Origin of the sequence: Rhodococcus yunnanensis NBRC 103083, from assembly GCF_001895005.1 — a bacterium.
Lineage (GTDB): Bacteria > Actinomycetota > Actinomycetes > Mycobacteriales > Mycobacteriaceae > Rhodococcoides > Rhodococcoides yunnanense.
Map to the genome: position 1 here is coordinate 73743 of NZ_BCXH01000011.1, position 21871 is coordinate 95613.

The 21871-nt window shown below is 63.7% G+C and carries 18 protein-coding genes; 11 read left to right on the forward strand and 7 right to left on the reverse strand.

Annotation, left to right across the window (positions count from 1 at the left end):
* Positions 1 to 74: 74 nt before the first annotated feature.
* Positions 75 to 1325 (reverse strand): cytochrome P450, encoded by a 1251-nt coding sequence (locus RY1_RS17775; protein WP_072805458.1) that lies wholly within the window; start codon positions 1323 to 1325, stop codon positions 75 to 77.
* Between the two features lie 310 nt (positions 1326 to 1635).
* Between RY1_RS17775 and RY1_RS17780 the strand changes: the two genes are divergently transcribed.
* Positions 1636 to 2898: a TetR/AcrR family transcriptional regulator gene (locus RY1_RS17780; protein WP_072805332.1), complete on the forward strand. Its 1263-nt coding sequence runs from the start codon at positions 1636 to 1638 to the stop codon at positions 2896 to 2898.
* Between the two features lie 211 nt (positions 2899 to 3109).
* Positions 3110 to 4735: an alpha/beta hydrolase domain-containing protein gene (locus RY1_RS17785; RefSeq protein ID WP_139279899.1), complete on the forward strand. Its 1626-nt coding sequence runs from the start codon at positions 3110 to 3112 to the stop codon at positions 4733 to 4735.
* A gap of 39 nt (positions 4736 to 4774) precedes the next feature.
* Here the strand turns inward: RY1_RS17785 and RY1_RS17790 are convergent, their stop codons facing one another.
* Together RY1_RS17790 and RY1_RS17795 are read right to left on the reverse strand one after the other, a co-directional pair.
* Positions 4775 to 6739 carry a flavin-containing monooxygenase gene (locus RY1_RS17790; RefSeq protein WP_245819733.1) on the reverse strand — a complete coding sequence of 655 codons (1965 nt, stop codon included), beginning with the start codon at positions 6737 to 6739 and terminating at the stop codon, positions 4775 to 4777.
* Between the two features lie 30 nt (positions 6740 to 6769).
* Entirely contained in the window at positions 6770 to 7696 is a 927-nt protein-coding gene (locus tag RY1_RS17795) for an alpha/beta hydrolase (protein ID WP_072805334.1), read from the reverse strand.
* Between the two features lie 248 nt (positions 7697 to 7944).
* Here RY1_RS17795 and RY1_RS17800 point away from each other — a divergent pair, with 248 nt between their 5' ends.
* Positions 7945 to 8586: a TetR/AcrR family transcriptional regulator gene (locus tag RY1_RS17800; RefSeq protein ID WP_072805335.1), complete on the forward strand. Its 642-nt coding sequence runs from the start codon at positions 7945 to 7947 to the stop codon at positions 8584 to 8586.
* A 6-nt stretch (positions 8587 to 8592) separates the two neighbouring features.
* Here RY1_RS17800 and RY1_RS17805 read toward each other — a convergent pair whose 3' ends face one another.
* Entirely contained in the window at positions 8593 to 9693 is a 1101-nt protein-coding gene (locus tag RY1_RS17805; protein WP_245819734.1) for an NAD(P)-binding domain-containing protein, read from the reverse strand.
* A gap of 37 nt (positions 9694 to 9730) precedes the next feature.
* Here RY1_RS17805 and RY1_RS17810 point away from each other — a divergent pair, with 37 nt between their 5' ends.
* From RY1_RS17810 to RY1_RS17825, 4 genes are all read left to right on the forward strand, one after another.
* The gene (locus tag RY1_RS17810; RefSeq protein WP_072805336.1) at positions 9731 to 10462 is read left to right on the forward strand and encodes an enoyl-CoA hydratase; all 732 of its coding nucleotides are present in this window, start codon (positions 9731 to 9733) and stop codon (positions 10460 to 10462) included.
* Positions 10459 to 11790 (forward strand): ammonium transporter, encoded by a 1332-nt coding sequence (locus tag RY1_RS17815; RefSeq protein ID WP_072805337.1) that lies wholly within the window; start codon positions 10459 to 10461, stop codon positions 11788 to 11790. The genes RY1_RS17810 and RY1_RS17815 overlap by 4 nt, the downstream gene beginning before the upstream one ends.
* A 186-nt stretch (positions 11791 to 11976) precedes the next feature.
* Positions 11977 to 12645 (forward strand): DUF8020 domain-containing protein, encoded by a 669-nt coding sequence (locus RY1_RS17820; RefSeq protein ID WP_072805338.1) that lies wholly within the window; start codon positions 11977 to 11979, stop codon positions 12643 to 12645.
* Between the two features lie 53 nt (positions 12646 to 12698).
* Positions 12699 to 13325: an FHA domain-containing protein gene (locus RY1_RS17825; protein WP_084727512.1), complete on the forward strand. Its 627-nt coding sequence runs from the start codon at positions 12699 to 12701 to the stop codon at positions 13323 to 13325.
* Here the strand turns inward: RY1_RS17825 and RY1_RS17830 are convergent.
* Positions 13308 to 14249: an alpha/beta fold hydrolase gene (locus RY1_RS17830; RefSeq protein WP_072805339.1), complete on the reverse strand. Its 942-nt coding sequence runs from the start codon at positions 14247 to 14249 to the stop codon at positions 13308 to 13310. The genes RY1_RS17825 and RY1_RS17830 overlap by 18 nt on opposite strands.
* A 230-nt stretch (positions 14250 to 14479) precedes the next feature.
* Here RY1_RS17830 and shbA point away from each other — a divergent pair, with 230 nt between their 5' ends.
* Both shbA and RY1_RS17840 read left to right on the forward strand, forming a co-directional pair.
* Entirely contained in the window at positions 14480 to 15055 is a 576-nt protein-coding gene (shbA, locus tag RY1_RS17835; RefSeq protein WP_072805340.1) for an RNA polymerase sigma factor ShbA, read from the forward strand.
* Positions 15056 to 15152: 97 nt separating this feature from the next.
* On the forward strand, positions 15153 to 16802 hold the full coding sequence (locus RY1_RS17840) for a purine-cytosine permease family protein (RefSeq protein ID WP_072805341.1): 1650 nt from the start codon (positions 15153 to 15155) through the stop codon (positions 16800 to 16802).
* Positions 16803 to 16889: 87 nt separating this feature from the next.
* On the opposite strand, the gene RY1_RS17845 is transcribed toward RY1_RS17840, so the two are convergent.
* Positions 16890 to 17852, reverse strand: coding sequence for a hypothetical protein (locus RY1_RS17845; protein WP_072805342.1), 963 nt, complete (start codon positions 17850 to 17852; stop codon positions 16890 to 16892).
* A 93-nt stretch (positions 17853 to 17945) separates the two neighbouring features.
* Here RY1_RS17845 and RY1_RS17850 point away from each other — a divergent pair, with 93 nt between their 5' ends.
* Positions 17946 to 18554 (forward strand): TetR/AcrR family transcriptional regulator, encoded by a 609-nt coding sequence (locus RY1_RS17850; protein WP_072805343.1) that lies wholly within the window; start codon positions 17946 to 17948, stop codon positions 18552 to 18554.
* Between the two features lie 40 nt (positions 18555 to 18594).
* Here RY1_RS17850 and htpG read toward each other — a convergent pair whose 3' ends face one another.
* Complete coding sequence (htpG, locus tag RY1_RS17855; RefSeq protein ID WP_072805344.1) at positions 18595 to 20520, reverse strand: molecular chaperone HtpG; 1926 nt, start codon at positions 20518 to 20520, stop codon at positions 18595 to 18597.
* Positions 20521 to 20741: 221 nt separating this feature from the next.
* Here htpG and RY1_RS17860 point away from each other — a divergent pair, with 221 nt between their 5' ends.
* On the forward strand, positions 20742 to 21845 hold the full coding sequence (locus RY1_RS17860) for an MBL fold metallo-hydrolase (protein WP_072805345.1): 1104 nt from the start codon (positions 20742 to 20744) through the stop codon (positions 21843 to 21845).
* Positions 21846 to 21871 lie beyond the last annotated feature (26 nt).

Here is a 21871-nt window from a genome sequence, read left to right on the forward strand (position 1 = left end):
ATTTGGTTGAATTTTCTATCTGGTACTCGCAGTATCGAGTAGCGGGCTCCTTCTGTTGTCAGCCGATTTTGTTGTCAGCCGATGTGGGCGGGCAGTGATGCGACGCCGTTGATGAAGTTGCTGATCAATTGGACGGGCTCGCCGAACTCGATGTTCGGCACGCGGCGTACCAGTTCACCGACGATGGACCGCAGCTGAACCTTGGCGACGTTGTGTCCGAGGCAGTAATGCACACCACCGCCTCCGAAGCCGACGTGCCGACCGCGGGGACGCGAGAGGTCGAACGACGTGGGGTCGGCGTACACCGACTCATCCCGGTTTCCGGAGCAATAGAACATCACGACCTTGTCCCCGGCGGCGATCTGCTGCCCACCCAGTTCGACGTCGACCACCGCTGTGCGCGCGAACTGGATGACCGGTGATGCGTGACGGATGAATTCGTTGATCGCAGGCATGATCGGTCCGTCGATATTGTCCCGCAACCATGCGAGTTGATCTGGATTCTCGGACAGGGACAGCATTGTTCGAGTCGTGGTCTGCTTCGTGGTGTCGTTGCCCGCGACGCTCATCAGGAGCATGAACGCGCCGATGTGGTCGTCGCTCAGACCTTCACCGTCGATACGCGCCTCGACGAGATTGGTCATGAGGTCGTCGGCCGGGTTCGTGCGCCGGAAGGCCGCCATGTCCTTGGCGACGGCATAGAGGAACAATGCTTCCTCGATGAGCTTCTGGTAGCGCTCCTCGCCTTCCAATCCGGCCACATCCGCGCCCCCGACGAGGCATTCGGCCGCTCGCGCCACGCGCGCGCGGTCGGCGTGCGGCACCCCGAGCATGTCGGACACGGTTTCCATCGGCAGGCGCGCGGCGCAGTGCTCGACGAAGTCGATGTCGCCCGCGCCGACGATGTCGTCGACGATCGCGGTGGCGTTGGCAACGATCTGAGACTCGATGGTCTTGACCTGTTTCGGGGTGAACGCCGCGTTGACCAACCCTCGATAGAACGTGTGCTCGGGCGGGTCCATCGCGAGGAAGAACGCTCCTGCCGCGGCGGTGGGATTCGCCGGATCGAGAGTGAACCCGTGTTTGGACTGAAAAATCTCGTTGGTCGTACTGACCGTCGTGATGTCCTCGATGTTCGTGACGGCCCAGAATCCGACCTCCTCGTGTGGACTGTGGTAATCCACCGGCACATGCCAACTGACCGGGGCTTCGGCTCGCAGGCGCGCGAACGCCCGGTCGCGGTCGTCGAACGACTGAGCCCAGAACTGCGCCGACGAGATGTCGATGTCCGTGGTGAGCGGGTGGGACGTTCTCGCTGTTTCCATGATGCCTTCTTCCGAGGTCCGGGAAGCGATGCCGTGGTTTTCGATGCCGTGGTTGTTCGGTGGCGTGGTTGTTCGGTGGCGTGGTTTTCGACCGCTGTGGATAGCCCGCAGCGTGATACAGGTCACGGATGTTACCCATACTTCGATTCTCGTTTCAATACCGAACACGGACCATGTGATACGCATCCGAGCTGGTATTGAAAGAAGCCAGCGACGAACTTCGACAAAATATCGGCAACGACGATGAACTCGTGATCTAGTTATCTCCGGACCAGGAGCGATCGAGTGCACGTGAAGTGAGGTTCGAGAGATGGCGGTCGGCGAAAGTAGCCATGGTGCGTCGGAGACACCTCCGTCGGAGACACCTGCGTCGGAGTTGTCGGTGTGTCGCCGCGAGGCATCCGCTCGACGCGTTCGATACCGGCGCATCATCGACGCGGCATTCGGATGCCTGGAGGCCGGTGAATACGACCGCGTCAAAGTCGACGAGGTGGCGCGTGCCGCGGGGGTGGCCAAGGCGACGCTCTACAGGTACTTCCCGTCCAAGGAGTTCTTGTATTCGATCGTTCTCCGTGAATGGGTGGACGAGCATCATCTTCGGGCCATCGACGCCGACGGCGCCGAGCGCGCCAGGATTCGCGCGCACTCCATCATCGGCGACTTCGAGAAGGCTCCGCAGTTCTTCAGGCTGACCGTTGCGCTGTTTTCCAGTGCCGATCCCGACGTCAAAGCCGAGCTTTCCGCGGTGAGTACGCGAAATCATCGGTACTTCTTCGACGACCTGATCGACTCGACTCCGATGATGCGCCGCGATGCCGCACTGATCCTGGAGGCGATCGTGCACTCGGCCGTCAAATCGTCGGTCTACCACGATGTTCCGTTCGTGGAGGCGTACCGCTTGGTGGACCAGGCGATCGATCTTCTCACCGGCACTGCGCCGACCCCCGTCGAAAGGGGAGGCGGAGAACAGGTCGCAGGGTCCGGGTCGGCCGCCCGTGATGTGCCGGGGTTCAAGCAGCGACGCAGGCTGTCGATCGTCGAACATGCGAGCGATGCACTCCGGGAGAAGGCCTACGAAGAAATTCACGTGACGACTGTTGCCCGCGATTCGGACGTTGCTCTCGGTACGTTGTATCGCTACTTTCCGTCCAAGGAGTCTCTGTACGCAGAAGTTCTGCGGCACTGGATTTCGACGAGTGCGTTCTCGTCGACCTTGGATCACCTGGCAGCCGAGGCCCGTATAGCCGCTCGCTTCGACGCCGTATTCGATTCCTTGGACAGCGATCCCGAATTCTTCCGAGTGAACGTTCTTCTTCACTCGGTCGGCGACAGATCCGTTCAGGCAGTGCTCGGTGAGCTTGCCGCTCTCGCGCGTATCGCTTTTGCGCGTGACCTCGCGGCCCTCGGCGTGCCGAACAGTCGGGACGTCGCGGCGATGACTTGGGCGTTGCTCGATACTCTGACCACGGGTGTCGTCTACTACGGCCGAGGCCTTGCCGAGGCCAGGCGAGTGTCGAATGCATTCGCCGAGTTGATCTTCGCCGATGGCAGCACATCGTCCACGCCGGAATAGAATCGTGGATACGCCGGACGTGCATGCCGACACTGTCGAATTACGTTCGCCACAAGCAGATTTCGGTTGTTATATTCCACAATGGCCATGCTGGAACGTTCAGGGTACGCTGCACCGATAGCGAAAGCTCAACCGAAACGACATCGTGTCGCGGTGGTCGATCGACCGGGGATTGCCATGTGGCAGAACAATTCAGGTATGGGGGTGCCCGATGAGAACTCGTCGGTCGATGCTGTCGGCTGGGGTGCTGACAGTCGTGCTGTCGGCGGCGTTGCAGACGACGCCGGGGGCCGTACTGCACGCGAATGCGTCGCCGATCCTCGGTGCGGTGACCGTGTCCGGTCCGATAGTCGGTCACCCGTATCCCTCGGCCGACTTCGATATCAGCGGTCAGGGATATACCGAGAAGGAGTATTTCCTGTCAGGATCTGCCCACTCGTACGGGGCAGCACGTCCTGACGCGCCCTACACCACACGGATGATCGTGTATCGACCGCTGGACGCGACGCAGTTCAGTGGAAACGTGGTCGTCGAATGGAACAACGTCAGCAGTTTCAACGACGCGCCCGTCGATCTGCAATGGGTGCACCAACAGGTGATCGACGAAGGTGACGCGTACGTTGCGGTGAGCGTTCAGCAAGCTGGAATATGCGGGCCTGGTCAAGGTCGTCTCCCGGCACCGGGATTCGGCAGTATGCCGTGTATTCCGACGTCGCTCGCGGGTCATGATCCCGCGCGTTACGGGCGGCTCGATCTGCCCGGAGACGACTATTCCTCCGGCATCTTCTCGCAGGCAGCCGCATCGCTGCGGAACCGAAACGGCGCAGACCCGCTGGAGGGGCTGATCCCGAATACCGTGCTCGCAATAGGAGTATCGCAGTCAGCGCTGGCGCTCGACGATTACATCAAGAGCGGCGCGGACGACAGTGCACGCGTATTCGACGGGTTTCTCATCGACGCTGATTCTCAGGCGACACTGCCCAGCAGCTACCGCGTGCCCACACTGCATCTGTGGAGTGAGGACGCGGCACGGCCGGGTGTGGACGAGTCGAAGGCGAATCATGTGAGCTGGCAGATCGCCGGCGCACCGCATGTCGATCGATGGGCGAACTCCTTCTCGGACAGCACCGGTACCCGCGGCAACGCGACTCCGGTCACTGCACCCGAGATACCGTCGGTCGACAATCTCGGCAACTACGGACAGGAAGGTCCGACCGGGGCAGTGCCGTGCATTGGAGGGTCCGAATTCCCGCGGCGATATGCAGTCGACGCTGCGCTGGCGGCACTTCAGGTGTGGGTGCACAGCGGAATCGAACCGCCGCGCGCCCCCGCTCTGGAATTCACCGGCATCGCGGAGTCGGTCCAGGGAGCGCCGACCCTGCCCGACATCGCAGGACTGCCTCTCGACGGTGTCAATGCTGCAGCTCTGTTGGTCTCGCCGGTCGCGATTGCTCGTGACGCGTACGGTAATGCGTTGGGAGGGCTGCGTCTACCGGTGGTCACGGTGCCGGTCGCAGGCTATGTCGGCAGTGCGTGCGTGTTGCTCGGGACGTCGACGCCGTTGCCCGCGAACGTTCTACACGAGCTCTATCCGACCCACTCGGTGTACGTGGACAAGCTGCTCGTCGACACGCGTAAGGCCGTTCAGGATCGGTTCATGACTGCTGCCGACGGCAGGGACTTGATCGAGCGGGCGTGTGTCTCTGCCATTCCGTCGTGGGGAACGACCCCGTCCGAACAGCGACCCGAGACATGCCTGAATATCGAAGCGCAGCTACGGAATCGAGAATCCGACATTGCCCGTCCTGATGACGCTGTGCCCACTCGCGAGGGGTGAGTGGGCACAGCGTCGTCCGCAGTGTGGAATCGTGTCTCGTCACACTCCGTCGAGCAGTGCTGGAGTTCTCTCCACGAGAAGATGATCGGCAGGCTCGACACGGGCTGTGTGCGACCACATGTCGACCAGACGCCACGGGCTGAGGATGTACACCTTGCCGTCCGCCGCGCGGTACCAGTTGTTCTCGACGGTGAGTTGCGCCCACGTCGTGGTGGATATCTCGGCCTGAAGCCGTTCGTTCCACTCGACATAGGCCGCATCCGTCGGTTCGATCGAGTGCCGAGACCCCTCGATGAGAATGCGCAGTGCATCACCGATGTAGCGCATCTGGCACTCGTTGGTGAAGATGATGCTGCCGCCGTGCGCGAGTCCGGTGCCAGGGCCACCGAGAATGAAGAAGTTCGGAAAGCCAGGCACCGTGGTACCGCGGTACGCCTGCGGTTTTCCGTCCCACACCTCGGAGAGAACTGCTCCGTCTCGGCCGACGATCTCCATCGGAGCCAGGAACTCGTTCGCGAGAAAGCCGGTCGCGAGAACCACCACGTCGATCTCGACATGTCGGTCCGCGGTACGTATCCCGGTCTCGTCGAACCCCGCAATGGGGTCACGTATCAGATCGACATGTGGTTTCTTCAGCGTCCGTAGCCAGCTTCCATCGTCCTGAAGCGTCCGTTTGGTCATCGGTGGGTACTGCGGCAGTACCTTGGCGAGCAGCTCCGCATCATCGCCGACCGCCGAGGTGATCGCAGCGGTCAGCACCTCGCGCACCGCGGCGCTACGTGCATTTGCGCTGCGGGGGAAGTCTTTCCACTCGGGATCGACCTTTGCCATCGCAAGCGACCTGTCGTTCGACTGGCACAGCAACATGAAGCGGTACCAGCGTGCATACCCTGGCACGTGCCGCATCGCCCACAGCTCGCCCGGTGTGATGGCGGAGCGGTACATGGGGTTCGGTGCCATCCACTGCGGTGTCCGCTGGAAGACGGTCAGATGCTCGACGTCGTCGGCGATCTCCGGACCTATCTGGAACCCGCTGGCGCCTGCTCCGACGAGTGCGACCCGTTTGCCGCGGATGTCGACCGAGTGATCCCACTCCGCTGCGTGGAACACCGGCCCGTCGAACCGATCGAGGCCGGGAAGATCGGGGATCTTCGGCCTGCTGAGCACCCCCACTGCCGAAATGACGGCATGCGCGGTCCTGGTGTGTGTCCGGCCGTCGGAATCTCGAATCAGGATTGTCCACAGGCCCGATTCGTCGTCCCACGAGGTACGCACGACCTCACTGCGCCAGCGCATGTGCGAGTGCAGGCCGTGTCGGTCGAAGATGTCTCGGAAGTATTTCTGGATCGACGGCTGACGAGCGTAGTAGTCCGTGAACGAGTTGGGCTCGAACGAATAGCTGTAGTAGTGACTCGGCACATCGACGCGGCACCCCGGATAGGTGTTCTTCCACCATGTTCCGCCGACGCCATCGCTCTTCTCGACGATCTCGAAATCGATCCCCGCTTGTTTCAACCTGATGCCGGCCAGCAACCCGGACTCACCGCACCCGATGACGACCACCGAGAAATCCTGGAGACCCGCTGCGTCACTGTTTATTTCGATCGAACGGGGGTCCTCGCCGGCAAGGTCGATCTCTTCGGCGAACCATGCCGCGTAGTCGTCTGCGAGGTCCTCTCCTGCAACCCAGTTCATCGTCTCGCGAAGTGACTCCGGGCCGGGCGATCCGACGTCCGGGCATCCGGCGTCACGCCACGAGCAGAGGGCCGCGGCCGCCTGGCCGCGCAGAATACTCGACTCCTCGTCGGTCAAGCCTGCGGTGAAATCTGCGGGGACGAGCGGCCCCGCAGGGCGAATCGGTCCGCGTAGAAGGGAAGTATCACCGGTGATCTGAGTGACGGCCGCGATGAGGGCAGGCACCACGGCGTCGTCCAGCATCGACACTATCGTCGCGTCGTCGTCGAGTATCGGTTCGGTTCGAACGTGAGGGGCGGGATGATTCACAGAAGTTCCTCTGATGATCGGTTGGGTCTGTCAGGAGTTCGCGATGGCAATGCTCACGACACCGAGCGCCTCGGATGCGCGCGGGAGAATCGCGTCGTCGAGCGTCAAGAAGCCGTGGATCTGGCCGGCGTAGAAATGGAGATCGACCGATACTCCCGCTCGCCACAGGTGCTGTGCATACGCAAGACCCTCGTCGGACAACGGATCACAGCCACCGAGCAGAACGGTCGTAGGCGGCATGCCGGTCACATCACCCAGCAGCGGAGCAGCGTCCGGATCGGATGCCATCGACTCCTCGGTCACGTACAGGCCCCGAAACCACGCGCGATCGGGATCGGTCAACGGCAGCTCCGTGCCGTACGGATGGGGATCGGTGCCCGCGGTGAGTCCGGTGAGATCGACACCCGGATAGGCCAGGATCTGCCTCGTGACCGTAGGGCCACTGCCGAGGGTCTTGCGGACTGCGACCGTCACGAGGCCGCCACCGGCGGAATCGCCGAGGGCCACGAGCCTGCCTGGATCTCCGTTCCACCTCGCAGCGTTCGCGGCGGCCCAGTGCAGCGCTGCGACCACGTCGTCGATCGCGGCGGGGAACGGAGATTCCGGAGCCAAGCTGTAGTCGACACTGATCACGAGGCACCGGGCGGCGTCGGCGAGTCGCCGACAGAACGCATCGGACGCGGCGAGGGTGCCGAGTACGAATCCGCCGCCATGGGCGTAGACCACCGTCGGTAGGGGAGTAGCCGATGTTGGGCGGTACACCCGTGCTCTCGTGACGCGCTCTCCCACCGGTATGTCGTGGTCGCTCACATGCTCGAGCTCCGGCCCTGGGCGACCGGCGGATGCTGCCGCCGACAGGTACTGCCGAGCACCGTCCAATCCCAACTCGTGAAGTGCGGGAACCCCGGCGCGGCGCATGCCCGCGACCAACGCCTCGGCGTCGGCGTCGCGGGTCATGCCTCGAAAGCTCGGACCTGTGGTTTTCGGGGCTGTGGTTCTCGATGCTGTGGTTTTCGATGCTGTGGTGCCGATGTTCATCTGCCGAATCTCCCTGTGCTGTGTCCGCTCGCGGAAACAGAGCGAGAACGTCGAAGGCAACTGTCGGCCACAGTACGCACGAAACGTGGATGCGTCCCCGGTTTGACAGAATTATCTAGATCTTTATTACGCGCGTGGGTGGAACGAGGTACGTATACTGCGACACGATGGAAAGTGTGCGGCCACGCAAGGATCAGGTGCGCAATCGAGCGCTGTTGATCGATGCTGCGCGAAAGGTGTACGGCAACCAGGGCGTCGACGCGCCGTTCGATCTGGTCGCGAAGGCGGCCGGATTGAGCAATGCCACCCTCTACCGCCATTTTCCGCAACGAGAACATCTGCTCGTCGAGGTGTATCGACTGAGCCTCACCGAGAACCTGTCGAGATTTGCAGCGCTGGACGCGAGCGGTGATCCCTGGGCGTCAGTAGTGGAGTATTGCCGATGGGTCTTCGACACCCAGTTCGAGAATCTGACGCTCACGCGCTGTCTCGCGACGATCCCCGCAGGCCTCGACTCCGGCCTCGATGCTCAGCGTGCCGCGATGCGCGATTCGTTGATGAATCTGATCGACCGAGCGAAAGGTGAGGGCCGCTTCAGGTCCGACAGGTATCTCGACGATCTCATTCTGTACTTCGCAGCCAACGAGGTGCTCGCAGGATTGGGCGAGGACGCCCGTCCACAGTCTCGTCGACTCTTCGAGCTGATGATCGATTCGATCTCGACCGAACGGCACATCGATCCCAATTCCGTTGCGCCTGCGCCGCTCACGATGGACAGTGTGCTGACCAAAGCGCTGTCCGCCACTTGATCTCGTTCATTCGCCGAGTCCGAGTGTCTCCATCAACTCGGTGACGGCAGCTCGTCCGCCGCGATTGGCGCCGATGGTGCTGGCCGAGGGCCCGTAGCCGAGGAGATGGACTCGGTGGTCGGCCGCGACACGAGTGGCAAGGCGTCCGTCCATGACGATGCCACCGCCGTGACCGCGTAGTCGCAGGGGTGCCAGGTGGTCGAGCGCGCTGCGAAACCCGGTGGCCCACAGGATGACATCCGCGCGTACGAAAGAACCATCGGTCCAGCGCACACCGTCGGGCTCGATCGAGGAGAACATAGGTAGTCGTGTCAGCGTCCCGCGATCACGGGCGGCACGCAGAGAATCGGTGAGCAGCAAGCCAGTGACCGAGACGACCGAACCGGGCGGCAACCCGGCCCGCACGCGGTCTTCCACCATCGCGACGGCCGCGCGCCCTGCGTCCTGCCCGAAATCGCCGTCGCGGAACACCGGTTCCCGACGCGTCACCCATGTGGTCGAGGTGACCTGTGAGATCTCGTCGAGCAGCTGGACTGCCGAGATGCCGCCGCCGACCACGACGACGTGCTTGCCTGCGAAGTCGCCTGCTCTGGTGTAGTTCTTCGTGTGCAACTGCTGTCCGCCGAAGGTCTCGGCACCGGGATACGAAGGAATGAACGGCTTCTCCCACGTCCCGGTCGCGTTGATCACTCCGCGCGCCGAGAGCACCGTCTCGCCTGCCTCGATCCGGAACCGCGGCTCACGGTCGCACACCACCGTCACGGTGACCGGCCGCCGCACCCGTAGGTCGAACTTCTCCTCGTAGGTCCGGTAATAGCGGGGTACCGCTTCGGCCGCGATGACCCCGTCCGGGGCGTCGTCGGTGAGAACCTGAGCGAATTCCAGGCCGGGCAGGTCGTGTACGCGGTTGACGGTGCTCAGGGTCAGCGACGGCCACCGGTACTGCCAGGCGCCTCCTGGAGCGGGCGACCTGTCGAGCATCACGAACCCGCTGCCGGGCTCGAGCCCTGCACGGCGAAGGTGGTAGCCGGCCGACAGACCTGCCTGTCCGGCTCCGATGACCGCGATGTCGGTGAAGATCACGCCGTCCAGTAGATCAGCCCACACCGCAGGTCCGCGCGTACCGGGCAGTAACGTCTAGCCGATGATCGGACAGACTCGTGACGGAGATGTCGTCACCCTCGAACTTCGGCGTCCGGAGCGACGCAACGCACTGAACACCGAGCTGTGCACCGCACTGCGCCGAGGGATCGAGGAGGCGATCGTCGCCGATGCCCGTGTCGTGGTGCTCACCGGGCAGGGATCGAGCTTCTGCGCCGGTGCCGACCTGAGCGGTGACTCGTTCGCCGAGGAATTCCCGGAAGCGCTCGAACTGCTGCTCAGAGCCGTGGACGGTGCTCCGATCCCCGTCATCGCTGCCGTCAACGGTCCCGCAGTCGGCGCGGGGACTCAGTTGGCCATCGCCAGTGACCTTCGGGTCGTCGCGGACGGGGCATTCTTCGAGATTCCGTCGACGCGCCTCGGGATCGCAGTCAACAACTGGACCATCAAGCGGCTGGCCACCCTCGCAGGAGGGAGCGTCGCGCGCACCATCCTGATGGGCGGGGAGCGGCTCGACGCCGACCGCGCCTACGCCAGCGGGCTGGCGAACAAGAGAGGCGATCTCGCGCTCGCGCAGGAATGGGCCGCGTCGATCACCCAGCTCGCGCCCCTCGCTCTTCGGCATCTCAAGCTGGTCTTCAACGACGACGGCACGCACGACGAACCGACGGCGACGCAGTGGGCGGCATTCGGAGCGGCGTGGACGAGTGAGGACATGAAAGAAGCCCGCCGGGCACGCAACGAAAAGCGCGCACCGAAGTTTCAGGGTCGGTGACGTTCGGGGCGCCCGACACGGGCGATACCGCATGGCTACTCGTGTGCACCGCGATGGTCCTGTTGATGACCCCGGGGCTGGCGTTCTTCTACGGCGGCATGGTCCGCTCCAAGAGTGTGCTGAACATGATGATGATGAGTCTGTCGGCGATTGCCGTCGTATGGCTGTTGTGGCTGATGTTCGGGTACTCGATGGTGTTCGGCGACAACTTCTTCGGCGGCTGGATCGGCAATCCGGTGCAGTTCGCGGGTCTGCAGGATCTGCTCGGGGGCACGTATTCCGGTGATGCGGTGTCGATCCCACTCGTCGGCACCGTTCCTGCGTTGGTGTTCGCGGCGTTCCAAGCAGGTTTTGCCATGGTGACCGTCGCATTGATCTCCGGCGCCGTCGCAGACCGTATGCGATTCGTGCCGTGGATAGTCTTCGCGGCGCTGTGGTCCGTCCTCGTCTACTTTCCCGTCGCACACTGGGTGTTCTCGATCGACGGTCTGACCTCGGCAACCGGAGGCTGGATCTCCAACAGATTGGGCGCGATCGACTTCGCCGGTGGAACCGCGGTCGAGATCAATGCCGGTATGGCCGGGCTCGTGCTCGCGCTCGTCGTCGGCAACAGGGCCGGGTGGCCGCGGGATCCGATGCGTCCACACAATCTGCCCGCTGTGATGCTCGGTGCAGGACTGCTGTGGTTCGGCTGGTTCGGCTTCAATGCGGGTTCGGCGCTCGCCGCCGACGGTGTCGCCGCCGTTGCGCTGGTCAACACGCTCGGCGCGGGCGCGATGTCGATGGCCGCATGGTTGGTGGTGGAGAAGGTGCGCGACGGCAAGGCCACGTCCTTCGGTGCCGCGTCGGGTGTCGTGGCCGGCCTCGTCGCGATCACGCCGTCCTGTACCTCGGTCACCCCGATCGGCGCGGCAGGAGTCGGTATCGCTGCCGGCGCACTGTGCGCACTGGCGATCGGCCTCAAGTACCGGTTCGGCTACGACGACTCGCTCGACGTGGTCGGCGTGCACCTGGTAGGCGGTGTCGTCGGCACTCTCATGATCGGTCTGCTCGCGAGCGCGCACATGCCTGCGGGAGTCGACGGACTTCTCTATGGCGGAGGCTTCCATCAGCTGTGGGTGCAATTGGTGGCGGTGGTCGTGGTGATGGCGTACACGGGCATCGTGACCGTGGTCATCGCACTGGCGATCAAGGCCGTCATGGGTGTGCGTGCCGACGCCCAGCACGAGGCGGACGGGCTCGACGAACACGAGCACGCCGAGTCGGCCTACGACTTCGCCGTGGGTCACGGCGGCTCCGGTGGACACGGGTTGTTCGGCAAGAAGTAGAGCGTCCCGTTACCAGTTCTTGAATGTCCGAATTCCGTTCTGTCCCATTGATGTAACTCTGCACTAGTGTTTACCCGGCGGTACCGACGGGTTATCCGCACGGCCACTGGCGGGACCCCGTTCTCCCCGTACGTTTGCGCCGCACCCAAGTGGGTGCGCACGCATCCGAAGTGGAAGACGGGGAACATGAAGATCGGTAAATTCGCAGCAACGTCGGCATTGGTCATCGCCGCAATGACGACCGCAATGGGGACGTCCTACGCGGACCCGGCTCCTGCCCCGGCGCCCGTGGGCTGGAACGTCGCTCAGAGCGGTGGTCAGGTCATCGTGGACACGTCGGCGGGAACCCTGAGCAACGAGAACAATCACCTGGTGGTCCGTGACGCAGGAGGTGCGCTGGTCGACTCGGTGCCGCTGTCCATCGCATTCGAAGGCCTGGCTCACCCGGTCGCCGCCGACATCGACGGAAACCACGCAGTGCTGACCGCCGACGTCTCGCCCGCCGCCGCGACGCCGGTGTCCACTCAGCTCCCGGGTCTGCAGCAGGTCGACCTGCCTGCCGCCGTGGCAGGGGTCAAGGACAACCTGAGCCTGTCCGCCTCGGTCGGCGGATTCCTCGGTGCCGCAACCGGACTCGTCGGCGGATGCCTCCTCGGCGCCGTCGCGGCCGGTGTCGTCTCGGCTCCCGCGGCACTGCTGTTCGGCGCCGGGCCCATCGCCGGGTGCATCGGCGGCGCACTGCTGCTCGGCTCGACGGCGTCGCTCGCCGGAACCGCCATCGGCGGCCTCAGTGCACTCGCAAGCAACGCAGGACCGTTCATCACGCTGCTCAACGCCCCTCCGGCCAAGAAGTAGCCTTCGGCCGCTACGTCCTTGCCCTGGCCGTCCGGCCGGGGCAGGATGTAGCGGTGGCTCGGGGTGAACACGAGGATCCTCGCCTGCAGTACGAGGGCGACGGTGGAGTGCGACGCGAGGTGGTGCTCTCGCGTGACCACAGCCGTCTGACCATCGGAAGATCCACCCAGGCCGACATCTCGTTCCCCGGTGATCACGAGGTCTCGCGGCTGCATGCGGCCATCGAATGGATGGGCACGCACTGGACCGTCGTCGACGACGGCCTCTCGCGCAACGGGACGTATCTCAACGGCGACCGTCTCACCGGCAGGCGCAGTCTCCGGCAGGGTGACACCATCCGGATCGGCAGCTCACTACTGACCTATCACGACTTCTCCGGCCTCGGCGACGAGGCCACGCGCATCGCGGCGGAGATGCCGAACACGAAGTCGCTCACCGAAACTCAGCGGTCCGTCCTGATCGCACTGTGCCGGCCGTACAAGCACAACGCAACGTTTGCCAATCCGTCGTCGAATCAGCAGATCGCCACCGAGATCTTCCTCAGCGTCGATGCCGTCAAGACGCATCTGCGTACGTTGTTCGCCAAGTTCGGAGTCGAGGACCTGCCGCAGAATCAGAAGCGGGTCCGGTTGGCCGAGCGAGCACTGCAGAGCGGGGTCATCTCACAGCGCGACCTCTAGCGCGCGCGTTCCGGTATCGATGTCTGCCGCGGCGCGATCGACGAGGGTGGTCACGGCCTCGGCCACCTCGGCGGCACGTTCGAGAATCACCATGTGCCCTGCCCGCTCGACGGTGACCAGCCGCGCTGCGGGAAGGTGCTCCGCGATCGCCCGCGAATGGCGCATGGGGGTCATGATGTCGTCGGATCCGCACAACACGAACGTCGGTACGACTGCGAGGGCGGACAGGCTCGCGGATTCGTCGAAATCGTGCAGGGATTCGAGGAAACCCGCCATCGTCTCGACGGCCGTATCGTTCAGCATCGCCGACGCCAGCGCGACGACGCGTTGGCTGACCCGCCGTGATCCGCAGCCGGCGGCCCGCACGATCGGCGCGCAGATTCCCCGGCTCATGCGCTTGGACGTACCCATCACGCCGGGCGCATGCCGCACCGCCGAACGGAACATCGAGACGAGTGGGTGGGCCAGGTACGCCCCGAGCCCTTCCTCGGCGATGCCGCTGGCAGCGGTGGCGACCAGACCGACTCCGACCAGGCGTTCGCCGAGTTCGCCGAGGTGCTGGCGAGCGTATGCCATGGCCGTCATGCCGCCCATCGAATGCCCGACGAGGACGTATCGGCCGGTGGGAACCGTCGTTCGGATCACGGCGCCGAGATCGCGGCCGAGCTGGGAGATCGTGTAGGTCGAGGCGTCCGCGCTGCCGGAGGCACCGTGTCCGCGGTGGTCGTAGAAGACCATGTGCACGTTCTCGCCCCACTGAGCTTCGAGCTCGCCGCGCACGTCGAACCACGACTCCTTGGCCAGGCAGTGACCGTGCACGAACACCACGGTCATCGATGCGTTGCGGCTACCGGACTCCCACACGGCGAGTGCTGTGCCGTCGTCCGTGACCACGGTGCTCCGTCCACAGTGTCGCTCGCTCATGATGGTCTCTCCGATGCCGTGAGGTGTGTAGAGGGTTTCGCCCCTCGTTGCCGATGTGTTACGGGAACCACTCTGCCCGGCCGCTCGGCGCCGGCACACCCTCCGGTGAGTTCGAATGGCCCCCCCAAAGGGTGGGGATGTTCACCCCTGCGGTGGGTGGTGACCAAACCGAGCGGCCCGCAGGATCGAATCAGTAGGTAGGTGCTCGGTTATCAGGGAGGACACGGACGATGAGGGATGTCGACGTCGCAGAACGGCTCGCAGTCAGGGTGCCGCTGGCGGTCGCGGGGGACAGGACCGCCTTCAGTGACGTCATCGCACTGGTGCAACCGCCACTCAAGCGCTACTGCGCAGCACGTCTGGGAAATCTGGATGTGTCGGCGGACGACGTCGTGCAGGATGTCTGCCTCGCGCTTGTGACCGCGGTGCCGAAATATCGTGATCTCGGCAAGCCCTTCATGGCGTTCGTGTACGGCATCGCCGCCCACAAACTCGCCGATGCAGGACGCAAAGCCGCACTGCGGCGGTCTTATTCGCTGGAATTGGTGACCGAGGAGCCGTCGACCGACGAGACTCCGGAACTGCGCGCTCTGGAGGCGGAACTGCAGAGCAGTGCGCAGGCGTTGATGAACACCCTGCCGCCCCGGTACCGCAAGATCGTGCTGATGCGGGTGGTGTGGGGTATGACGGCACCGCAGGCCGGGAAGGCGCTCGGAATGAGCGCAGGAGCGGTACGCGTCGCGCAGCACCGGGCGATGAACCTTCTGCGTGCCGAACTCGGAAACTTCGAGCTGCTCAGCGCGTGAACCCGAAAGAGTCCGATTAGTACGTTTTGCCGGGCTGCGTAACAGTACCTGAACGTGGTGTGACGTCACCGACATGTAGCACTTCTACCTTCTTCCCATGACCGCTGTGCAGCCTGCGCCCACAGATTCGGCGCTGAAGGAAACGTTGGAGGACTACACGCTGCGCTTTGCGCCGCGTAGCTACCGGAAGTGGGGCACGGGCGTCGTCGCCACGTCCGCACTCGGCGGAATCGCATACCTCGCCGACTTCGCGATCGGTGCCAACATCGGCATCTCCTACGGCACGGGCAACGCACTGTGGGGGATCCTGGTCTTCGCCGTCGTCATCTTCCTCACCGGACTTCCGCTGGCGTACTACGCGGCGCGCTACAACATCGACCTCGATCTGATCACGCGCGGAAGCGGATTCGGCTATTACGGGTCCGTCGTCACCAACGTCATCTTCGCGACGTTCACGTTCATCTTCTTTGCGCTCGAAGGTTCCATCATGGCGCAGGGGTTGAAACTGGGCTTGAACATTCCGCTGCCGATCGGCTACGCGCTCTCGACGCTGATGGTCATTCCGTTGGTGATCTACGGGATGAAAGCGCTTGCGAAGCTGCAGGTCTGGACCACTCCGCTGTGGCTGATCCTCATGGTGTTCCCGTTCGTCTACCTCGTGGTCAGCAATCCCGACTCGGTCGGTGACTTCATGGCGTTCGGCGGCGCGGACGGTGCCGCAGGCAAGGGCGTCAACCTCGGATCGGTGATGCTCGCGGCCGGTGTGTGTCTCTCGCTGATCGCACAGATCGCCGAGCAGATCGACTACCTGCGCTTCATGCCGCCCAAGACCCCGGAGAACACCCGCCGCTGGTGGACCGCAGTGCTCCTCGCAGGGCCCGGCTGGGTCATCTTCGGTGCGATCAAGCAGGTCGTCGGGTTGTTCCTCGCGGTCTACCTCATCGCGAACGTCGCCGACGGCGCGTCCATAGCCAACGAGCCGGTGCACCAGTTCCTGGAGATTTACGAGAACATCATGCCGGGGTGGCTCGCCATGACCCTTGCGGTGATCCTCGTCGTCATCAGCCAGATCAAGATCAACGTCACCAACGCTTACTCCGGTTCGCTGGCGTGGACCAATGCCTACACCCGCGTCACCAAGACGTACCCGGGACGCATGGTGTTCGTCCTGTTCAACCTGGCGATCGCGCTGGTACTGATGGAAGCGAACATGTTCAGCTTCCTCAACGACATACTCGGCTTCTACGCCAACTGCGGCATCGCGTGGATCGCAGTGGTGGCGTCGGACATCGTCTTCAACAAGTACATCCTGAAGCTCTCACCCAAGGTGCCCGAGTTCCGACGGGGCATGCTCTACAACTTCAACCCCGTCGGATTCGTCTCGATGCTCCTTGCTGCCGGACTGTCGATCCTGACGTTCTTCGGCGGACTCGGCAGTGCACTCGAGCCGTACTCGCCCATCGTGGCGCTCGTCATCGCGATCGTCATGCCTCCGGTGCTCGCCGTCGCGACCAAGGGCAAGTACTACCTGCGGCGCAACGACGACGGCATCGACCTGCCGATGTTCGACGAGCACGGCAACCCGTCGGACGAGACGCTGCTGTGCCATGTGTCCGGGATGGAATTCGAGCGCCCGGACATGATTCGCTCCAACAAGGTCGGCCCCGAGGGCGAGATCCTCTACATCTCCTCGTTGTCGCTGAGTACCGACAAGACGGGTGAGCACATCCTGCCGGAGCAGAAGTAGCCAGTTTCTTCACGAACGCACCCCTGTTTGCGCGACTCGCCGCCCGACACGCCGAGCGCGAGGCAAACAGGGGTGCGTTTGTCGGTTCTAGAGCGTTACGCGCTCGAGTTCGTCGGCAGAGGTGGCCCGTACCACCGAGCCAGTCGTCGCGACGGCCCTGCGATGCCCGACGGCCATGAACGCCGCACCCGCCGCAATCCATGCCGCCAGTACCAGCCAGGACTGCGCCGTCGGCGCATCGGGGAAATACGACAGGTTGCGGAGCAGCGTGGCACCGGCGCCCGGCGGGAAGAACTGGCCGACGACGCCCCACGGCTGCGGAAGGAACTGCCACGGTTGCGCGGCGCCGGAGATCTGGTTTCCGATGAACATCATCAGGATCGCGCCGACTCCGATGCCCGCGGGGCCGATGATCGACGTCAGTCCGACGATGAGAGCGCTGACGGCCAGCACGGACATGCCGGCGGCCGCGATGTTCACCACGACCGCACCGTGCAGAATCCCGAACCATCCCTGGGTGATCGCCACGACCACGATGCCGGCCCCCACGCCGTACGTTGCCGTCGCAAGTAGGCGTCGCCACACGCCTTTCACGAGCATCGAGATGATCACTCCGCCGACGATGCCGCCGATCACCAGTGGAAATGCCATCGCCGACAGGCCTGCGCCGCGTGCATCGGTCGAGGCGAGGGGAACGACGTCGGTGACCGTCGTCTTCAGCTCCGACGCCACCCCGGTGAACATCTGGCTGACGACGGTTCCGTTCGCCGAGGCGGTCAACACTTCCGGTGTCGGGCCGGGGACGATCGCGCCGTAGACCTCGCGTGCCTCGATCTGCGCGACGGCGGTGACTCGATCCGGGACGGTGCTGACGTCGAACGTCCCGGACAATTGGCTGGTCAGAGCTGGACTGTCGCCGACGACGGCAAGGGGTACCTCGTGGGCCTTCGACGTGACGGACGGCCATAGAAACGCGAGTACGACGACGGCCAGTGCGGCAGATCCGGCGAGTGCGATGGCCACTGCGCGTGGCCAGGTGGTGGGCTTCATGATGACCTCCTTATTAAAACGAATACTCGTTCTTTATAATCGCTCGACGGCTCCGGCTTGTCAAGAACGAAGATTCGTTTTTAATATGGCCGGGTGCCCAAAGTCAGCGAAGACCACCGGGAAGAACGTCGGAGACAGATCATCGACGCAGCATTGACGCGCTTCGGGCGCGCCGGATTCGAGGGCACGTCGATGGCGGACATCATTGCCGAATCGGGATTGTCCGCCGGCGCGATCTACAGCTACTTCAAGAGCAAGCAGGAATTGATCGTCAGTGTCACCCGTGATGTGTTGAAGAGCAGGACGGCCGACCTCGACGGTCTGGAGAAGCAGGATCCGCTGCCCCCGCCCGCGGCCGTCGTCCGTCTGTTTCTCGACGGCATGACACGCGACATCGGAAACCCGAGCATCCTTCTCCAGATCTGGGCGGCCGCGGCAGCGGAACCGGACAGTGTCGAAGCCTTGCCGACGGTGCTGGTGGAACTGAGGGGGCTCTACGAGCGTTATCTTCGAGTGTGGTTCGAGCGCAACGGTTTCGACGACGCCGAGGCAGTCCGGCGCGCCCGCGCGTTCGCTCCCGTCGTCGTCGGGCTCTGTCAGGGTTACATCCTGCAGACCGCGCTGCTACCCGACTTCGACTCCGAGGCCTACCTCGGTGCGTTGGAACTGTTGGACATGACAGCGCCCCCGAACTCTCCGTGAGAATTCGGGGGCGCGTGTCGGAACGAACGGACTGTCTGCGTCAGACCGTTCGAGTCAGCCGATCGGCCAGCAGTCGGGAGAACTTGGCTGGATCCTTGAGCTCCGTGCCCTCGGCGAGAAGTGCCGTGGCGTAGAGCAATTCGGCCGTCTCGGCCAGATTGGGATCCTCGCTGCGATCCTCGCGGGCCTTCTTCAACCCGGTCACCAGGTCATGAGTGGGGTTGAGTTCGAGGATGCGCTTGGACGTCGGCACGAACTGACCCGACGCCTTGTACATCTTCTCGAGCTGCGGGGAGAAGCTGAACTCGTCACCGACGACGCACGCGGGCGACGTGGTCAGACGCGAGGAGAGTCGAACTTCCTTGACGTCCTCGGCAAGCGTCTCGGTCATCCACTTCAGAAGTTCCTCGAAGTCCTTGTCCTGCTCCTCGCGCTTGGCTTCGGCGTCCTTCTTCTCCTCCTCGGTGTCGAGGTCCACCTCGCCCCTGGAGATGGACTGGAAGGACTTGCCGTCGAAGTCGGGGACGTTGCCGACCCACACCTCGTCGACCGAATCGGTGAGCAGGAGTACCTCGAGGCCGCGAGCCTTGAAAGCCTCCATGTGCGGGGAACTTTCGATCTGCTGACGAGATTCACCCGTCATGTAGTAGATCTGCTCCTGGCCGTCCTTCATCCGATCGACGTATTCGGCGAGAGTCGTGACACCGGACTCGGCATGGGTGGACTCGAACGACGAGAGCCCGAGGATGGTCTCACGGTTGTCGTCGTCCGAGATCAGGCCCTCTTTGAGTGCTTTGCCGAACTGCGACCAGAACGTCTGGTACTTCTCGGCGTTCTCGTTCTGCAGTTCCTTGATCGTCGAGAGCACCTTGCGGGTCAGGCGGCGACGGATCGCACGGATCTGCCGGTCCTGCTGCAGGATCTCGCGGGAGACGTTGAGCGAGAGGTCGGCTGCGTCGACGACACCCTTGACGAAGCGCAGGTACTCGGGCATGAGCTCTTCGCAGTCGTCCATGATGAAGACGCGCTTGACGTAGAGGTGCACGCCGGTCTTGCCCTCACGCATGAACAGGTCGAAGGGCGCCTGCGACGGAAGGAACAGCAGCGCTTGGTATTCGAACGTGCCCTCGGCCTTGAACGGAATGACCTCGAGCGGTTCGTCCCATGCATGGCTGACGTGCTTGTAGAACTCCTGGTACTCCTCCTCGGACACCTCGTCCTTGGAGCGAGTCCACAGCGCCTTCTGTGAATTGACGGTCTCGGTCTCGATCGTGACCGTGTCCTCGCCGTCCTCGTCCGTCGCCTTGACACGCTTCTCGACGTCGATGCGAATCGGCCACGCGATGAAGTCCGAGTATTTCTTGACCAGCTGCTTGATCTTCGATTCCGACGCGTAGTCGTAGAGGTGATCCTCTTCGTCGCTCGGCTTGAGATGCAGCGTGACCGAGGATCCCTGCGGGGCGCCTTCGACGTCGGAGATCTCGTAGGTGCCCTCGCCCGTCGAATTCCACTCGGTCGCGGTGCTCTCTCCGGCGCGACGGGTCAGCAGAGTGACCTTGTCGGCGACCATGAACGTCGAGTAGAAGCCGATGCCGAACTGGCCGATGAGCTCCTCGGACGCAGCGGCGTCCTTGGCTTCCTTGAGCTTCTTGCGTACCTCGGCGGTGCCGGATTTGGCGAGCGTGCCGATGAGGTCGATGACCTCGTCGCGCGACATGCCGATGCCGTTGTCACGAATGGTGAGGGTGCGCGCCTCTTTGTCGATGTCGAGTTCGATGTGGAGGTCCGAGACGTCGACGTCGAGATCTTTGTTCTGGTAGGACTCGAGTCGCAGCTTGTCGAGCGCGTCGGAGGAGTTCGAGATCAGCTCGCGGAGAAAGCTGTCCTTGTTCGAGTAGATGGAGTGAACCATCAGGTCCAGGAGCTGGCGCGTCTCGGCCTGAAATTCCCGCTGTTCGGTGGTCATGAGTGTTAGCGATCTCCTTCTAAGGCAAAACCGTCGCAGGCAGTGTAGTCCAAGGCTACGTCTGCTGTGTTGGGCTGGAGAGGGGGCCTGCGGTTGAGAGGAATCGTTTACGCCGAGCGAGAACGCGTCGCCCACGGAGATCCATGTCAGGGCAGACCGGGTGCAGCCGTTCCCGGCTCGGGACCAGCCACCTCGGGTTCGGTTCACCTATCGTGGTTTCTGTGACGAAGAAGCAGATCGTGCCGGTAGCACTGGCAGTGGCAGGCGCAGTATGGGTCACCAGGGCCGCGTGGGGCCTGCCCGCGCAGATCGGCGCGACAACGGCCAAGATCGCTCCGTACGCGGCCGGTTCGTCGCGCTACCGTGACCGGCGTTTCCACAACACCGAGCCGAGTTCGAGCTTCACCGGCGGGGGAGACGAGTCGATTCTGGCGTCGTTCCTCAAGCGTCGGGCCCAGGGCAAGCCGCAGCGCCCGATTCCGCTGGCTCCGCCGATCGCGCCGGTGGACGCAGGGGAGGTGGCTGTCACCTGGTACGGGCACTCGTCGGTACTGATCGAGATCGACGGCAGGCGCATCCTCGCCGACCCGGTGTGGAGCAACAGGGTCTCGCCGTCGCAGACCGTCGGACCTGCGCGGTTGCACCCGACGCCGCTTCCGGTCGCGGCGCTGCCTGCCGTCGATGCGATCGTCATCTCGCACGATCACTACGACCACCTGGACAAGACCACGATCCAGCGGCTCGCGAGTCTGCAGAAGGCGCCGTTCGTGGTGCCGATCGGAATCGGGGCGCACCTGCGGCACTGGCGCATCCCCGAAGACCGGATCATCGAACTCGACTGGGACGAGCAGGTCGAGATCGCAGGACTGACCATCTCGTGCACCGAAGCCAGGCACTTCTCCGGCCGTGGTCTCAGACGCGATCTGACGCAGTGGGCGTCGTGGGCCTTCGCCGGGCCCGAGCACCGCGTCTTCTTCGGCGGCGACACCGGGTACACGGTGAAGTTCGCCGAGATCGGCGCGAAGTACGGCCCGTTCGATCTGACGTTGCTGCCGGTGGGGGCCTACGATCCGCGCTGGGCGGACATCCACATGAATCCCGAGGAAGCAGTGCGGGCGCACGGCGATCTGACCGGCAACGGTGTACTCGTGCCGGTGCACTGGGCGACGTTCAACCTGGCCTTCCATCCGTGGTCGGAACCGATCGTGCGATTGAAAGCAGCTGCCGACGACGCCGGAATCACGACGGCTGTGCCTATGCCGGGGCAACGCATCGACGTCTCGCGCGGAATCGCCGATGACCGTTGGTGGGCGCGGCTCGGATGAGCGTGACCGCATAGGTCCAGGAGTGG

Coding starts and splice junctions, on each gene's coding strand:
- RY1_RS17775 (WP_072805458.1), bottom strand. CDS start 1,325: ATGGAAACAGCGAGAACGTCCCACCCGCTCACCACGGACATCGACATC.
- RY1_RS17780 (WP_072805332.1), top strand. CDS start 1,636: ATGGCGGTCGGCGAAAGTAGCCATGGTGCGTCGGAGACACCTCCGTCG.
- RY1_RS17785 (WP_139279899.1), top strand. CDS start 3,110: ATGAGAACTCGTCGGTCGATGCTGTCGGCTGGGGTGCTGACAGTCGTG.
- RY1_RS17795 (WP_072805334.1), bottom strand. CDS start 7,696: ATGACCCGCGACGCCGACGCCGAGGCGTTGGTCGCGGGCATGCGCCGC.
- RY1_RS17800 (WP_072805335.1), top strand. CDS start 7,945: ATGGAAAGTGTGCGGCCACGCAAGGATCAGGTGCGCAATCGAGCGCTG.
- RY1_RS17810 (WP_072805336.1), top strand. CDS start 9,731: ATGATCGGACAGACTCGTGACGGAGATGTCGTCACCCTCGAACTTCGG.
- RY1_RS17820 (WP_072805338.1), top strand. CDS start 11,977: ATGAAGATCGGTAAATTCGCAGCAACGTCGGCATTGGTCATCGCCGCA.
- RY1_RS17830 (WP_072805339.1), bottom strand. CDS start 14,249: ATGAGCGAGCGACACTGTGGACGGAGCACCGTGGTCACGGACGACGGC.
- shbA (WP_072805340.1), top strand. CDS start 14,480: ATGAGGGATGTCGACGTCGCAGAACGGCTCGCAGTCAGGGTGCCGCTG.
- RY1_RS17840 (WP_072805341.1), top strand. CDS start 15,153: ATGACCGCTGTGCAGCCTGCGCCCACAGATTCGGCGCTGAAGGAAACG.
- RY1_RS17845 (WP_072805342.1), bottom strand. CDS start 17,852: ATGAAGCCCACCACCTGGCCACGCGCAGTGGCCATCGCACTCGCCGGA.
- htpG (WP_072805344.1), bottom strand. CDS start 20,520: ATGACCACCGAACAGCGGGAATTTCAGGCCGAGACGCGCCAGCTCCTG.